Annotated in this window: 15 protein-coding genes; 12 read left to right on the top strand and 3 right to left on the bottom strand. The window is 45.1% G+C overall.

Translation table 11 applies throughout. The annotated features are described in order from the left end of the window. Positions 1-109: 109 nt before the first annotated feature. The 8 genes from E0D71_RS01760 to E0D71_RS01725 all read left to right on the top strand — a co-directional run bounded on the left by E0D71_RS01760 (position 110) and on the right by E0D71_RS01725 (position 8080). Complete coding sequence (locus tag E0D71_RS01760; RefSeq protein ID WP_133001574.1) at positions 110-1315, top strand: MFS transporter; 1206 nt, start codon at positions 110-112, stop codon at positions 1313-1315. A 214-nt stretch (positions 1316-1529) separates the two neighbouring features. Continuing rightward, positions 1530-3092, top strand: coding sequence for an FMN-binding glutamate synthase family protein (locus tag E0D71_RS01755; protein WP_133001573.1), 1563 nt, complete (start codon positions 1530-1532; stop codon positions 3090-3092). 9 nt (positions 3093-3101) lie between these two features. After that, on the top strand, positions 3102-3476 hold the full coding sequence (locus E0D71_RS01750; protein ID WP_133001572.1) for a hypothetical protein: 375 nt from the start codon (positions 3102-3104) through the stop codon (positions 3474-3476). A gap of 399 nt (positions 3477-3875) precedes the next feature. Continuing rightward, a complete protein-coding gene (locus tag E0D71_RS01745; RefSeq protein ID WP_133001571.1) occupies positions 3876-4808 on the top strand; it encodes a glyoxylate/hydroxypyruvate reductase A in 933 nt (310 codons plus the stop codon). A gap of 76 nt (positions 4809-4884) precedes the next feature. Then, the gene (locus tag E0D71_RS01740) at positions 4885-5232 is read left to right on the top strand and encodes a 5-carboxymethyl-2-hydroxymuconate Delta-isomerase (protein WP_133001570.1); all 348 of its coding nucleotides are present in this window, start codon (positions 4885-4887) and stop codon (positions 5230-5232) included. A 43-nt stretch (positions 5233-5275) separates the two neighbouring features. Beyond that, positions 5276-6283 carry a phospholipase A gene (locus tag E0D71_RS01735; protein ID WP_243711897.1) on the top strand — a complete coding sequence of 336 codons (1008 nt, stop codon included), beginning with the start codon at positions 5276-5278 and terminating at the stop codon, positions 6281-6283. A 151-nt stretch (positions 6284-6434) separates the two neighbouring features. Beyond that, positions 6435-6950, top strand: a complete 516-nt coding sequence (locus E0D71_RS01730; protein WP_133001569.1) for a phosphatase PAP2 family protein — start codon at positions 6435-6437, stop codon at positions 6948-6950. Beyond that, entirely contained in the window at positions 6947-8080 is a 1134-nt protein-coding gene (locus E0D71_RS01725) for an MJ1255/VC2487 family glycosyltransferase (RefSeq protein ID WP_133001568.1), read from the top strand. Before E0D71_RS01730 ends, E0D71_RS01725 begins: the two co-directional genes overlap by 4 nt. 81 nt (positions 8081-8161) lie before the next feature. On the opposite strand, the gene E0D71_RS01720 is transcribed toward E0D71_RS01725, so the two are convergent. Then, positions 8162-9082, bottom strand: coding sequence for a dienelactone hydrolase family protein (locus E0D71_RS01720; protein ID WP_133001567.1), 921 nt, complete (start codon positions 9080-9082; stop codon positions 8162-8164). 213 nt (positions 9083-9295) lie between these two features. Here E0D71_RS01720 and folM point away from each other — a divergent pair, with 213 nt between their 5' ends. From folM to E0D71_RS01705, 3 genes are all read left to right on the top strand, one after another. Further along, complete coding sequence (gene folM / locus E0D71_RS01715; RefSeq protein WP_133001566.1) at positions 9296-10018, top strand: dihydromonapterin reductase; 723 nt, start codon at positions 9296-9298, stop codon at positions 10016-10018. 88 nt (positions 10019-10106) lie between these two features. Then, positions 10107-10790 carry a GTP cyclohydrolase I FolE gene (folE, locus tag E0D71_RS01710; RefSeq protein ID WP_133001565.1) on the top strand — a complete coding sequence of 228 codons (684 nt, stop codon included), beginning with the start codon at positions 10107-10109 and terminating at the stop codon, positions 10788-10790. A 53-nt stretch (positions 10791-10843) separates the two neighbouring features. Continuing rightward, entirely contained in the window at positions 10844-11116 is a 273-nt protein-coding gene (locus E0D71_RS01705) for a hypothetical protein (RefSeq protein WP_243711896.1), read from the top strand. A gap of 44 nt (positions 11117-11160) precedes the next feature. Here E0D71_RS01705 and E0D71_RS01700 read toward each other — a convergent pair whose 3' ends face one another. Both E0D71_RS01700 and E0D71_RS01695 read right to left on the bottom strand, forming a co-directional pair. Further along, positions 11161-12372, bottom strand: a complete 1212-nt coding sequence (locus tag E0D71_RS01700) for an MFS transporter (protein WP_133001564.1) — start codon at positions 12370-12372, stop codon at positions 11161-11163. Between the two features lie 182 nt (positions 12373-12554). After that, positions 12555-13478 (bottom strand): helix-turn-helix domain-containing protein, encoded by a 924-nt coding sequence (locus E0D71_RS01695; RefSeq protein ID WP_133001563.1) that lies wholly within the window; start codon positions 13476-13478, stop codon positions 12555-12557. 230 nt (positions 13479-13708) lie between these two features. Between E0D71_RS01695 and E0D71_RS01690 the strand changes: the two genes are divergently transcribed. Further along, on the top strand, positions 13709-15226 hold the full coding sequence (locus tag E0D71_RS01690) for an aldehyde dehydrogenase family protein (RefSeq protein ID WP_133001562.1): 1518 nt from the start codon (positions 13709-13711) through the stop codon (positions 15224-15226). Positions 15227-15239: the final 13 nt, after the last annotated feature.

Below are 15239 nucleotides of genomic sequence, written 5' to 3'. Positions count from 1 at the left end.
ATATATTTTATTGATAAAGTGGCGAGGCGTATAGTGGCAAATAACGGATGGATCTGGGTGCTTTTCTATTCGTTTTCTTTTATCAGCAGTGAATCATTTGGGGTAGTGTGTGATTGAGGTGGGCAGTGGTGTGTTCTGGCGAGGAACACTCGCGTTAGTGTTGGGCTCTTTTATGGTGTTTGCCAATGTGTATGTGACACAGCCATTGCTGCCAATGATCGCCAATGAATTCAATATCAGCCCCTTACAGGCCACCGCCAGTTTTACCATTACCACGTTAACGTTAGGCATATCGTTGCTTTTTTATGGTCCCATTTCCGACGCTTTTGGGCGCAAAGGCATCATGATCATGACCATGGTGGGGATCACGCTGACCACCTTGGGGTTGTCCTTCGTACAAAGTTATGAATCCTTGTTGTTGCTTAGGGGCTTACAAGGTTTCTTTCTCGCCGGATTGCCCGCCATCGCGGTGGCGTATTTGGGCGACGAATACACACCTGAAGCCTTGATGGTTGCCGTCGGTTTGTATATCAGTGGTAACACTTTAGGTGGTATCGGTGGGCGCTTGATTGGTGGTTTTGTCGGGGAATGGTTGGGGCGGTCGTCTACTTTTGCGGTGATGAGCGGGATCAGCCTTATTTGTATGACGGCGTTCATCCTTTTATTACCCAATTCCAAACGTTTTGATCCCAAACCTCTACGGGTATCGCATATTGTTTCCAATATGTGGAACCATTTAAAAAATCGTCGATTGGTCACCTGTTATTTTATCGGCGGCTTTAGTTTTTTTATTTTTATTAATCAATACAGCTACATCACCTTTGTATTAGAAGAAGCGCCTTACCATTTAACCTCGAAATACATAGGCATGTTGTTTCTCACGTATTTATCGGGCACTTTAGGATCGGCTATATCAGGCCGCTTAGCGAGACGTTGGCCGCAACCTAATATTATGGTGTTAGGAACCTGCATCCTAATGTTGGGGTCACTGGTTACCTTGGGCGGCACGCTTTGGGCGATTATTTTAGGTTTGTTAATCAACAGTTTTGGTTTTTTCTTGTGTCATTCAACGGCGAGCAGTTTTGTCAGTCGTAATGCTAAGTTTGCGAAAGCCAGCGCCTCCTCTTTATACCTTGTTTTTTATTACCTTGGAGCCAGTGTTGGCGGTTATTATCTTGACCCATTTTGGCGTGCTGAAGGTTGGCTTGGCGTAGTCGTTGGCTCGTGGATTGTATTGGCATTTGTTGCCTGCGCTGGCGTTAGTTTGATCCGCCTGACTAAGCCTGTGCTTCAGCCTCTTTCAGAAAGTCATTAGTTTTTCGTAGTCGCATTCTTAGGTTTGTATAGGAAAAATGGCGGCGATTTTCCACAGATAAGTAATCGTGCTTTTTTTTCCCCGTTTATTGCGGAAAGTCTTCATGCTTGCGTCGTGATTTCACTGAGGAGATGGCGTAACCTAAGCAACATTATTTTAAAGTAGTGTTTACTTTATTATCGTTTTGTTAGCTATCCATCTTAGGAGCTCAGAAATGGATGTGTTGTCCTCATTAGCGACGTTTACCATTCAATGGGGAGCGATTATATGTCTCTTCTTGTTGTTGGCTGCGGTTATTTCCATTGGTGTTATGTATTGGGTTGATGTGCATCAAACCTCTCATACTATTCGCCGAAATTATCCTGTTGTTGGTCGTTTTCGTTATCTTTTTGAGCACCTTGGTGAATTTTTCCGTCAGTATTTTTTTGCCTTGGATCGTGAAGAGCGCCCCTTTGATCGAGCTGAGCGTTCATGGGCTTATCGCGCGGCGAAAAAAGTGGATACAACTATCGCCTTTGGTTCGACTCGTTCATTGGAAACCCCTGGGGATATTTTCTTTTTAAATTGCGCGTTTCCAACATTGGAAGAAGACGCTGCGCAGCCAAAAGAAGTGTGCATTGGTGAGTTCACCGCAAAGATCCCATACCGAACAAACTCGGTTGTGAACATCTCAGCGATGAGCTTTGGTGCTTTGTCTAAACCTGCTGTGCAAGCGTTATCGAAAGGGGCGCGCCAAGCTGGTATTTGGATGAATACCGGAGAAGGCGGTTTATCTCCTTATCATTTGGAAGGCGGTTGTGATCTGGTGTTTCAAATTGGTACTGCGAAATACGGCGTACGAGATAAGGACGGGCGTTTAGATGATGCTAAATTGGCGAAGATTGCTGAGCATCAAACGGTTCGTATGTTCGAAATTAAAATGAGTCAAGGTGCCAAACCAGGGAAAGGGGGCATGCTGCCAGGCGCGAAAGTGACTGAAGAAATTGCCCACACTAGGGGAATCCCAGTAGGCGAAGATTCCATTAGCCCGAATGGTCATACTGATATCAAATCGATCGATGACCTATTGAACATGGTACGTCATGTACGCGTAGTTACCTCTAAACCCGTTGGTTTTAAAATGGTGGTTGGGGATCTTGGTTTTTTTGAAAAAATGTGTGAATTGATTCATAAAAAAGGCATTGATTATTGCCCTGACTTTATCACCATAGACAGCTCTGATGGGGGAACGGGAGCAGCACCACAACCCTTAATGGACTATGTGGGCATGCAACTAAGAGAAAGTTTGCCGCTGGTGGTGAACATCATCACGTCTTATGGCCTACGCCGTTATATTAAAATCATTTCGTCTGGTAAGTTAATCGTACCTGGTAAAGCGGCTTGGGCGTTGAGTGCTGGCGCTGACTTTGTGGTGAGTGCGCGTGGATTCTTATTCTCGCTGGGCTGCATTCAAGCGTTGCAGTGTAATAAAAACACCTGCCCAACAGGGATTACCACGCATAATCCAGACTTACAAAAAGGTCTGGTTGCACAAGAAAAGTCTGTGCGTGTGGCCAATTATGCTGATGGTCTACTGCATGGCATTGGTTTGATTGCGCATTCTTGCGGCGTGAAAGAGCCTAGAGAATTAAATCGTTCCCATGTGCGAATTATTGAAAATCAAAGTCGATCTGCGCTATTCTCTGAAGTAAATCCGATCCCTAATGTTAGACCTGAGTTTATTAATATGGTCGGTTTTCAAAATGAGCCTTCAGTTATAGAAGAGCGTTTACAATAAAGGAAGACAATGAGCCAACACACTGTTTTTGTAGAAAATTTAACGGATGCGAGCAGCTACTATCACTCTGTATTTGGTCTGCTGCCAAACGCTGAAAACAACCACAGTGAGTCGGCTTTATCCGTCTGCTTATCTTCTACTGAGTCAATTAAACAGGGATTAACGCTGTTGTTGGTTGAGGATGAAAGCGCCGCCGCCGACGCCTTGAAAATCATAAAACCTATGCCAGCGATTGAATGGAAAAGTGAACAATTCTGGGACGACTACCATGCTTTTTCTGGTTTTGGTGTCGTCTTTGAATCCTTACCAGATGAACAAGATAGCCATGTACAGGTTTGCTTTATCGATGGTTACGGCGTGCGTTGGCAATTGGTTGGCGCGTGAGTGAACAAATTAGGAGGCTAAATCCCTTTACCTCCTAAAAATCTATTACAGGCGGTAAGTTGCAGTTTGTATAAACAGTGAGATCACGATCCTGTTTTTCATGCTCAAGGCGTGACCCTGCTGTTATATCCCACTTATCTGTTGCAGCTGCTACTGGCTCCACGACTTAGCCTACGGGCATTTACTTTTTAGCTCAGTACTGTATTTTCTAGCGTAATATTTTTATAAATGGTTGAGAGACATCTCAGCCATTTCTTTTTTGCTAGGAGTCAATATGTGCGTTTTATGTCATTACGCAGATTGTGTTACCTCATTAGAATCCAGGCTGTTCTTTAAAATCCCAAGTGGCCATGCCATTAAGCGCAAAGGCTTTAAAGAGACCGCTCGGGAGCACGTCAAATGATTCCTTTTGTTAGCCGAGCGCCACAGGCGGAGCAAAGGTTATGGGTAAAGGCCCTCGCCAAAGCGCTGCCAGAAGAGCACATCATGCCGTTTGCTGAGCTGAGTGAAGAGCAAAAAAACACTTGTGAACTGGCCATTGTAGCGAACCCAGATCCTAGTGAACTATTGGCATTGCCTGAGCTAAAATGGGTTCACAGTGTGTGGGCAGGTGTGGAAAGAATGGTGATGGAGCTGGATCGGCCGCGTTTTTCGATTGTGCGTTTAATCGATCCAGAGTTGGCCAGCACCATGTCAGAGGCGGTGTTAGCATGGAGCTTGTTTTTACATCGAGAAATGTACGCTTATCAAGAACAGCAGGAACGAAAAGACTGGCGGCAACGACCTATGGTGCGCGCTCAGGATCGTCGTATCAGTGTGCTAGGGTTAGGGGAGCTAGGGAAAACCAGCGCCTTACGTTTGAAAGAAAACGGCTTCGAAGTATCAGGCTGGAGTCGCCGTCCTAAAACCATTCAAGGTGTTTCCTGTTTTCATGGTCAAGAAGGGCTTTATGAATTATTGCGCCAAAGTGATATTCTTATCTGCTTGTTGCCACTGACAGAGCAAACCAGAGGCATTCTGAACCAAGACACTCTTGCTTATTTGCCGCAAAACTCGAGCATTATTAACTTTGCTCGTGGTGCCATTATTGATGAGCAAGCTTTGTTGTCTGCGTTGGATAAACAAGTGTCTCATGCTGTGTTAGATGTGTTTACACAAGAACCGTTGCCTCAGAATCATCCTTATTGGCAGCATCCTAATATCAGTGTGCTGCCGCATGTATCTGCACCTACTCATCCGGCCAGTGCGAGTCAGATCGTCGCCAACAATATACGACGATACCGAGAGCGGGGAGAAATGCCTCAAATAGTGGATGTGAACATAGGTTATTAACTTGCAATGAGTTGTTTCTGATGTGTTATCAGAGGCCTCGTTATCCGTCTTATATAATGCTAAGAAGAGGGCGAAAATGCCACATTGTATTGTTGAATACAGCCAAAATTTGGACCAAGAAGTACCGCCAGCAGATTGGCTGGAAACCGTTAAAAAAGCCTGTTTAGAGTCTGGGATTTTTGCTGAGTCGGATGTTAAATTACGTGGTTTTCCGTATAAAAACTTTATGACTGCAGGCAAAGAAGATGCGTTTGTGCATGTCACAATTCGCATGTTATCTGGACGCCCAGTCGAGCAAAAAAGAGCCCTTTCTCATTTGGTTTTAGACGCTTTGACTCAGTTTTCGTTAGTGGATGTTAGCTTTACCGTTGAAGTTTGTGAAATGGAACGTGATACTTACGCCCGCAAAGTGATTTTATCTTAATCAAAGACATTGGCTTGGTTGTTATGGGGCAAGGAAGTATTTCATGAAAGTTATGCTGTTATGGGTTTTGTGTTTCCCCGTTATGCTCTATGCACAAATAGATTCTGTTGAGTCTGATGAAGAGCGTGCGGCATTAAATATCGACAACAAACAGCCAGCTAGCCAGCAGGCTAGTGAAGCGGAAAATGATGACGATTATACGCCTGAAGAGCCGAAAGTCCCTGATACGATCACCCAGCGAGCCAAAGCGTCTGATGGGCTGGTGGAACAGCGAACATCCCGGGAAAGGGACTCTTCTAATAATCCCTTTGTATTAACGCCACATAGGCCCAATTACTTTCTTCCGTTTACTTTTAATCCACATCCGAATGAAACGGCATTTTTGGGGGATAAAGCGGACGATGAAGACTTAGATAAAGTTGAGTTTAAGTTTCAGCTCAGTTTCAAATTTCCCGTCGCCTATAATATAGTCGGAAAAAACACCAGCCTATGGTTTGCTTATACTCAGCAGTCCTATTGGCAGGCATACAACGGGGCTATTTCCGCGCCGTTTCGTGATACCAACTATGAGCCAGAAGTGTTCATAGTGACCCAACCTCGCTTTGATTTTCTTAATATCAAACCAAGCTATGTGAGTTACGGTTTTGATCACCAATCTAATGGTCAATCCGACAGTTTATCTCGCTCTTGGAACCGTTTGTATGTGGATATTACGTTTGAGCATGGCGATACCGCGTACTCAATCAAGCCTTGGTATCGGATTCCTGAAAGCGAAGAGGAAGACGATAACCCTGATATTGAAAAATACCTAGGTTATGGTGAGTTCAGAGTCTTTCATGCCATTGATGATTACAGTATCGATGTGATGTTACGTAATAATCTACGATCTTCCGAGAACAAAGGGGCGATAGAAGTTGGCTTTACGTTTCCGTTGTGGGGGAAATCGAGAGGTTATGTGCAATATTTTAATGGCTACGGCCAATCGTTACTTGGCTATGATGAGTCCTCTCAAACGCTGGGTGTCGGCATAATGTTAACCAATTGGTTTTAATCGTTATCAATACCTGCCTTGTTCGATGATCTAAACGCCTTGCCATAAAGCAGGGCGTTTTTATGTCGTCACAAAGTTGTCATCTAACTGAAGCGTAAATGACATTTTGCTGCCTTATGTTGAAACTATGATCAACAAGAGAGGTGGAAAAATGAACATTCTTCAAAACATACACGCCGTCGATGTACATGCCTTTTCTTGGTGTATGGCGCGTAAGCATCGCATTGCATTGGCTAGGGTCAGCAGAGCGATTTCCTTTAGCGCTGATGGCCCCCTTTATGTATTGATTGCCATCGTTTTGTGGGCTTTTGGCTTTTCGGCGCTCGCGTCAGCTTTGGCGTTAGGGTTTCTTCTTGAGCGCAGTTTATATCTTATTTTAAAGCGTGGTTTTAAGCGGAATCGACCTGCGGATGCGCTCGATAACTTTAAAAGTTTCATCGTGCCTTCGGATCAATTCTCGTTTCCTTCTGGTCATACCTCAGGGGCTTTTTTTGTTGCTTATTGTCTTTGTGACGCCTTTCCGGATTTTGCTCTTTACCTTTACGTTTGGGCGTCTCAAGTTGGTTTGTCGCGTATTTTCTTGGGCGTGCATTTTCCGACCGATACCGTGATGGGCGCGTTACTTGGCACAGGCTGTGCGGCCTTGATGATAGGGGTGTTAGTGTGAAAATACTGTACGGTGTTCAAGGCACAGGGAATGGTCATATTACACGAGCGCGCTCGATGGCCGCGGAGTTTGCGTTAGCGGGTGTTGAGGTCGATTTTGTGTTCTCTGGGCGGCCTGCCTCAGATTATTTTGATATGGATGTGTTTGGGGACTATCGTGTTTTCGATGGGCTGAGCTTTGTTGCTAAAAATGGTCAGCTAGACCTTTTGGCGACCTGTCAGAAGGCCCGTTTTTTGACCTTGTTTAAAGACATACGTCAGTTAAACACACGGGGATACGACCTAGTCATTACCGACTTTGAGCCCATTGTTGCCTGGGCGGCAAAGCGCCAAGGCACCCCTTGTCTTGGCTTTGGGCATCAATATGCCTTCTGTCATAATATTCCGCGCTATACAGGAAAGCGTTTATCGCAATGGATCTTATCAAATTTCGCGCCCTCAACGACCCAGCTAGGCGCTCATTGGCACCATTTTGGTTATCCTATTTTACCGCCGCTTGTGCACTTAGATGAGCACTTACACGAAAAGAAACGTGCGCCTTATGAGAAAACCGTGTTGGTTTATTTGCCTTTTGAAAACAGCGAAGAGGTGATGGAATGGCTTGAAGACATTCCGAACTACCGTTTTCGATTACACTGTAAAGACATTGATCCTGGAGTGTATCGGAATATAGAAGTGTTCCCTTTTAGCTTGAGTGAGTTTCAGAAAAACCTCAGCGAATGTGAATCGGTACTTTGTAATGCCGGCTTTGAGTTGAACTCAGAGGCTTTGCAATTAGGGCGGCGTATTTTGGCTAAGCCTATGCAAGGGCAAATTGAACAGCTTTCTAATATGATAGCGCTGCAAACATTGGGGTTAGCTCAAACCAGTGAAGTGCTTAATGCGAAGGTTATTCAGCAATGGCTTGAAAGCAGTCGAGTTGTGCAAATATCTTACCCTAACGTGGCGCGAGCCGTTGTTCGTTGGTTGCAGGCAGACAATGACACAACGGTGGATGAATTGTGTGCTGGGTTATGGGCGCAAACGCCGAATACCGCTGGAATCGACTTTACCTTTCCGGTTGGAAAGAAGGCGCAGCCGGTACATCGCGCACTAAAACGCCAGCGTTTGGCAAATTGTCAGCCTAGATAAACCATGATCAAGTAAAAAGTCTCTTTAGACGACTGTTCGTTTAAAGAGGCTTTTTCAGTTTAGGAATAACGTGATAAGCGTTTAGCTGGCTAGGTTTTGAGTAAAGAACTCAAGGGTTCTAGACCAAGCAAGCTCTGCGTTTTTCTCTTGGTAGCGTGCCGTAGAGTCGTTATGAAAACCGTGATTTGCGTTAGTGTAGACGTAGGCAGTATAGGGGACCTTATGTTTTTTTAATGCCTCCTCATAAGCTGGCCAAGTGGCGTTAACGCGTTTGTCTAGCTCCGCAAAGTGAAGTTGTAATGGGCCTTTGATTTGCTCTATATGCGCTTTTGCTGGCGTGCCGTAAAATGGCGCCGCAGCGGCAATGGTGTTTGGCATATTGGCGGCTAAGGTATTGGTTAAATAGCCACCATAGCAAAAGCCTACCATGCCGACCTTTCCTGTTCCGTAGGCGTGCTTTTCAAGCAAACTGGCGGCGTCCATAAAGTCGCCTTCTATTTTTGCCCCATCCAGTGTTTTTTGCATTGCTCGACCTTCATCGTCATTTCCTGGGTAGCCGCCCAGCGGAAAAAGCGCATCAGGTGCAAAAGCGATAAAGCCGGCTTTTGCCAGTCGTCGAGCCACATCTTCAATGTAAGGATTCAGACCTCGATTCTCATGCGCCACTAAGACAGTCGGTGCTTTATTACTCGCATCTACTCCTTTGGGAATAACGAGATAGCCACGACCTTGACCATGACCATTAGGCGTGTCAAATGTTACGTAGCTTGCTTGGATATCTGAGTCATTAAAAGACACTTGTTCCGCGAGTGCGTAATTTGGCAATAAGGCGCCAGCAACCACAGGAAGCGTTAGTCCTGCTATGCTAAGTGAGCCAAGGCGAGACAAAAACGTTCGGCGATCAATATCACCATGAGCATATTCGTCGTACCAATCAAACGCTTCTTGAGGGATGTCTTTGGCTGACATCGTTGGTATTGAATGTTCCGTTGTTGCAGTCATTGTTAATCCTTCTTGATACTAGGTGATAACACAACGAATATATCGCTATTGCGTTTTTGTTAGAGGTGAATGTATTCCAATTAGTTCCATGTTAATAATAGACACTCTTGGCGCCGTTTTACTAGTGACTATTTGAACGGCGTTGTTATTTGTTTTGCCCGATTGTGCTGCCCTATGCCGGCGATAAAAATAACTTAATAGGAATAACTTTATATGACGTGCAAAATGCCCATTATTATTACCGGCGGTGCCCAGCGTTTGGGGTTAGCCTGCGCCAAAAGGTTAAGAGCCGAAGGCCATGACGTAGTGGTGACCTATCGTCATACCAAAGCCAGCATTGAGGTGTTAGAAGGGTTGGGCGTTAGCTGTGTGCGGGCGGATTTTTCCTCGCAGCAAGGCGTTGACCTTTTTATTGCTCAGATAAAACAAGACTATTCTGGACTACGAGGCATTATTCACAATGCGTCGGAATGGGAGGCAGAAGCCGATTGTCCAAAGGCAAGTCAGTTGATGGAAAAAATGTGGCAAGTCCATGTATTTGCGCCATACCGTATGAATATTGCTTTTGAAGCTTTATTATATGCGGGCTTTGAGTGTCTAGGTAAAGCGGACATTATTCACATGACGGATTACAGTGCGGAAAAGGGCAGTGATAAGCACATAGCTTATGCTTCCAGCAAAGCTGGGTTGGCAAATTTGACGTATTCTTTTGCGAAACGATTCGCGCCGAAAGTGAATGTTAACTCGATAGCACCATCATTATTAATGTTTCACCCAGAAGATGATGCGGATTACCGCGAAAAAGCATTGAATAAATCGCTTCTACATCAAGAGCCGGGTGAACAAGAAGGCGTACTAGCGGTACAATATGCATTAACCAACCGCTATATGACAGGGCGAACCCTCTCTCTTGATGGGGGTAGGCATTTGGTCTAGCCAAGTTATAAGGGTAAATAAAAGATTACTTCTTTTTGATAGAAGCCTTTATGTCGTTAGACAAGGTATAGCAACTTAGGACATAAATATGAGCACTGCCGTAGCAGAAAAAACAAATGTAGGTAGCCTAGTGCTTTCTGAAGAGGCGATAAAAGTACGTGATGCCTTGATCAGTCATGGTCTTGAAACGCCGATGATTGATAATGGGCTAACGAGTGAAGAGAAGTATCAGCGCATCAAGCAATCTTTCGAAGATGTGGTAAGCACATTAGGCTTAGACCTGACTGACGATAGCTTAGCAGAAACCCCTCATCGCATTGCCAAAATGTATGTGAAGGAAATTTTCTCGGGCTTGGATTACGCTCAATTTCCAAAAATCACTGTCATCGACAATAAAATGAAAGTCGATGAAATGGTAAAAGTCAGCAATATCAGTTTTACCAGCACATGTGAGCATCACTTTGTCACCATCGACGGTTTTGCTAAGGTTGCGTATTTACCAAAAAATAAAATTATTGGCCTGTCAAAAATAAACCGTATTGTGCGATTTTTTGCACAACGTCCACAGGTTCAAGAACGCTTAACGCAACAGATACTAGTGACTTTGCAAGTGTTGTTAGAAACAGACAATGTCGCCGTTAGCATCAATGCGACTCATTATTGTGTGAAAGCCCGTGGTGTTATGGACGCGAGTTCATCCACACAAACCACAGCATTAGGCGGCTTATTTAAGCGCAGCGATAAGACTCGTGGCGAGTTTCTTACCAACTAAGCCTAATGTCTTGGCTAGGATTCATTAATTGCGCATTCATTGAGCGAGATAGGATGACGATAGGTAAAAAAAACACATGGTTTCCAGCCAAGAAAAATGGCTGGGGCTGGGGTAAACCTCATGCTTGGCAAGGCTGGGTTGTGCTTGCTGTGTACTTTTTATCGATTGCTTTAGTGAGTGTCATGCACGACCCGAAAGTAGTGCTCATGCGGTGGGGTGCTTGGGTGGCGGTACTCACCAGCTTACTTATCCTTGTCTATATTGTAAAAGGGGATTCCCCGAGCTGGAAATGGAAACGCATTAAGAAAAAACGGTTATTTAAGTAAAGTCTAAATAACCGTTTTTTGCCTTGTCTGCGAAGGGCTGGCGTTTAATCGTTGGCTTTTTCTAGCTGGTTACGTTGAACCAGATGTGGAAATAAATACATCCAGATACCGACAATGGCAATGGTCCCCACTCCTCCTATCACTATGGCTGGTACCACACCAAACCATGCTGCGGTTACGCCGGATTCGAATTCCCCTAATTGATTAGAGCTACCAATAAACACAGAATTGGCCGCGCTGACTCGCCCCCGCATTTCGTCCGGGGTTTCAAGCTGTACTAAGGTCGAGCGAATGACCACACTGATCATGTCTGAGGCGCCTAATAATACTAAGGCAAACATAGATAAGAATAGACTTTCGGACAGGCCAAATAAGATGGTCGCGACGCCAAAAACAGCGACGGCGGCAAACATGATTTTACCAACACTGTGCTCTAATGGCCGGCGTGCGAGATAAATCGACATAAGCAGTGCACCGAGTGCTGGTGCACAACGCAATAGACCTAAGCCCCAAGGCCCAGTATGAAGAATGTCCTTGGCGACGATCGGTAACAGAGCCGTTGCCCCACCTAATAACACCGCAAACATGTCTAAAGAAACCGACCCTAAGATGACTTTATTGCCACGGATAAATGAAAATCCGCCCAGTAAATGATCAAGACTTATTGGCGTTTTGCTTTTAATTGAAAAGTTATAGCGCAAGAAAAACATAATGCCGCAGGCCACAAAAAAGCAACTCATGCTGGAAACATAAAGCGTCGTTGGCCCTAAAATATAGATCAATCCGCCTAAGGCTGGGCCAGCAATCACACAGATTTCTCGTGCAGAGGCGATGGCACTCATGGCTCGAGACAACATCTCGCTAGGGACTAGGTTTGGCAAAATGGCTTGATTTGCCGGCATTTCAAAGGCGCGTGCGGTGCCAAGCATGGCGGCACAAAAGTAAATCATATTAGCCGAAATCGTATCGCTAATATTGCCAAAGGCCAGTATGCCCACCGTCAGCGCCATGGCAAATCGAGTACAAACACAAATTAGACGGCGGTTGTAACGGTCGGCTACATGCCCCACAACCAGGGTTAATAATAGCTGAGGGAGAAACTGTGACAGTCCCACCAAGCCCAACGCAAGCGGGCTATTGGTAAGATCATACATTTGCCAGCCAACACCAACACTGAGCATTTGAAAGGCAAAAGAGGAGGCTATTTGCCCGATCCAATAATGGACGAAATTGTGGTTTTTAAAAAGCGGAGACATAACAGCCTTACTGTTTTGATGAAGTCATAAAGTGAGTGGTTTTTAAATTGGCTAAAATCGCAGTGTCGGAGTACCAAGACATAGTTGGCTTAACTATACGTTAGGTGTGCTTTGGTTGACTAGATCTACTTGTCAAATTTTTGGCGTCTGAAACTCACAGGGTTAGGTTTAACTTTGAATGATTAGTTTAGTTTTTCCTGAGTGATTTGTCGGGGAGACACGCCAAAATGTTGATGAAAACGTCGACTGAAATGGCTCAGGCTTTGATAGCCCAATTCGTAACTGACTTCCGTCACAGACACGTGTTCTTGTAAGCGCTGATATGCACGGCTCATGCGGCGTTGATGCTGATATTCAGCAGGCGTGCAATTTAATTGGCGTTTAAATGCATCGTAAAAACGACTGCGGCTCATGCAGGCTTTTTTGCTTAGTTCGTTGACGTCTAAAGGCAATGCGAGGTTTTGTTCGATCCAATGCAAAACGCAGGTTAAGCCGTTCGCGTCTGGGTTGTGTTGAGTGAATCTCAGCAGCGCTTCACGACCATGATGGCGCAAAATGCGAGTGACTAATTCACTGACGCCAAAATCAACCAATAAGTCGCGATCTGGGTCATTTTGCACAAAATCGCTGGTGAGTCGGTTGAGCAGTTGTTGAGTGGCTTGGGTGTGCAGTGTGTGCAAGGGTTGGTTTGGGTCAATGGGTGTTTTAGTTGGAATCGGGGACGAGGACATGATGTCGTTCATTCGATCGCAAATTTGGGCGACACGTTCTTTGGATATTTCGATGGTAAGACAGGTTGTCGGTAAATCCAATTGGGCTTCGGGAAAGTCGATCAATACTTCTTCATCTGGGGATAAGATAAAGGATTCATGGGGTAGGAAAGATATGTTCTCGCGGTTTTTAGTGTGCATGACTTTTGCGCCAGTCACCATGCCACAGTAGAGCAGAGAACTGGCCTTCAGGCTGACTTTCTGGGCCTGTTCATAGGTATCGTAAATACTTAGCTCAGCATGGGGACCTGCAAAGCAAACGCGATTTTCGATCAATTCGCTTGGTGCTCGTTTTTGCCAAGCGAGTGGTTTTTCACCCATGAAAGGTTTATTCATTAACACACCTCTGAATTATTTTTGTGTTGTGGCGCGGTGTTTATATTTTCAGCATTTATCATCTACCTTGAGTGGGTCAAGGTCAATAAAAATGGACACACAGTCAAGAATCATGGACTGATGGACAAGTTTTTATGGTCGCTTGTTTCTAAAGTGGATAGGAGAGTCACTAATGACTTCCAGAGCCTCATTAAAACTCATTACAAAAACAACAAGAGTGGAGATAGATTATGATTTATGCAAAACCAGGCAGTGCAGGCAGCGTCATTTCATTTCAAGAACAATATGAAAACTACATCGGCGGTGATTGGGTTGCGCCAGTGAAAGGCCAGTATTTTGATAATGTAAGTCCTGTTACTGGTGACGTATTCTGCCAAATTCCACGATCTACAGAGGAAGACATTAACCTAGCGTTGGATGCGGCTCATGCGGCACGAGAAGCATGGGGAAAAACATCCGTCGCGGCGCGTTCAAATATTCTGCTCAAAATAGCAGACCGCATCGAACAAAATCTAGAACTCTTGGCCGTTGCTGAAACGTGGGATAACGGTAAAGCGGTGCGTGAAACGTTAAATGCAGACATTCCTTTGGCCGCTGATCACTTCCGTTATTTTGCTGGTTGCTTACGAGCACAAGAAGGCACGGCCGCTGAGCTAGATGAACACACAGTGGCGTATCATTTTCATGAGCCTTTAGGGGTGGTTGGTCAAATTATTCCTTGGAACTTCCCTATCTTAATGGCCGCTTGGAAGCTGGCACCTGCGTTGGCAGCGGGCAACTGTGTGGTACTAAAACCGGCCGAGCAAACACCAGCGTCTATTCTTGAGTTAGTCAAACTGATTGGCGATCTGCTGCCTGCCGGTGTGTTAAATATCGTTAATGGTTTTGGTAAAGAGGCGGGGCAAGCGTTGGCGTCCAGCAAGCGTATCGCTAAAATTGCCTTTACAGGATCGACCCCAGTAGGTTCTCAGATTCTGCATTGTGCTGCCGAAAATATCATTCCTTCCACCGTGGAGTTAGGTGGTAAGTCCCCTAATATTTATTTTGCTGACATCATGCAACAAGAAGAATCCTACATAAGTAAGTGTGTTGAAGGCTTGGTGTTAGCCTTCTTTAACCAAGGCGAAGTCTGTACTTGCCCATCTCGCGCCCTGGTTCATGAATCTATTTATGATGAATTCATCAAGTTGGTGATTGAGCGTACCAAAACCATCCAACGTGGTGACCCACTAGATACCGATACTCAAGTGGGGGCCCAGGCATCGAAACAACAGTTTGATAAAATTCTTAGCTACATGGACATCGGTAAAGAAGAAGGCGCTGAATTATTAATCGGTGGTGGTGTGGCGACAGTGCCAGGCTTTGAAAACGGCTTCTATATGGAACCGACCTTGTTCAAAGGCACCAATGATATGCGTGTGTTCCAAGAAGAAATTTTTGGCCCAGTCGTCAGTATCGTGACCTTTAAAGATGAAGCAGAAGCGCTGGCCATTGCCAATGACAGTGAGTTTGGTTTAGGGGCTGGTGTGTGGACTCGTGATACGAATTTGGCGTACCGAATGGGACGTAACATCCAAGCGGGACGAGTCTGGATGAACTGCTATCACCAATACCCAGCTCACTCAGCGTTTGGTGGTTATAAAAAATCGGGTGTTGGCCGTGAAACGCATAAAGTGGCGTTAGAGCATTACCAACAAACGAAAAACTTGTTAGTAAGCTACGACGTTAATCCGTTAGGCTTTTTCTAGGTTATTGAAAGTG

The organism is Marinomonas sp. KMM3893, from assembly GCF_004352855.1.
In the GTDB taxonomy this organism is placed as follows: domain Bacteria; phylum Pseudomonadota; class Gammaproteobacteria; order Pseudomonadales; family Marinomonadaceae; genus Marinomonas; species Marinomonas arenicola.
This window is presented reverse-complemented; position numbering and strand designations above follow the sequence as displayed.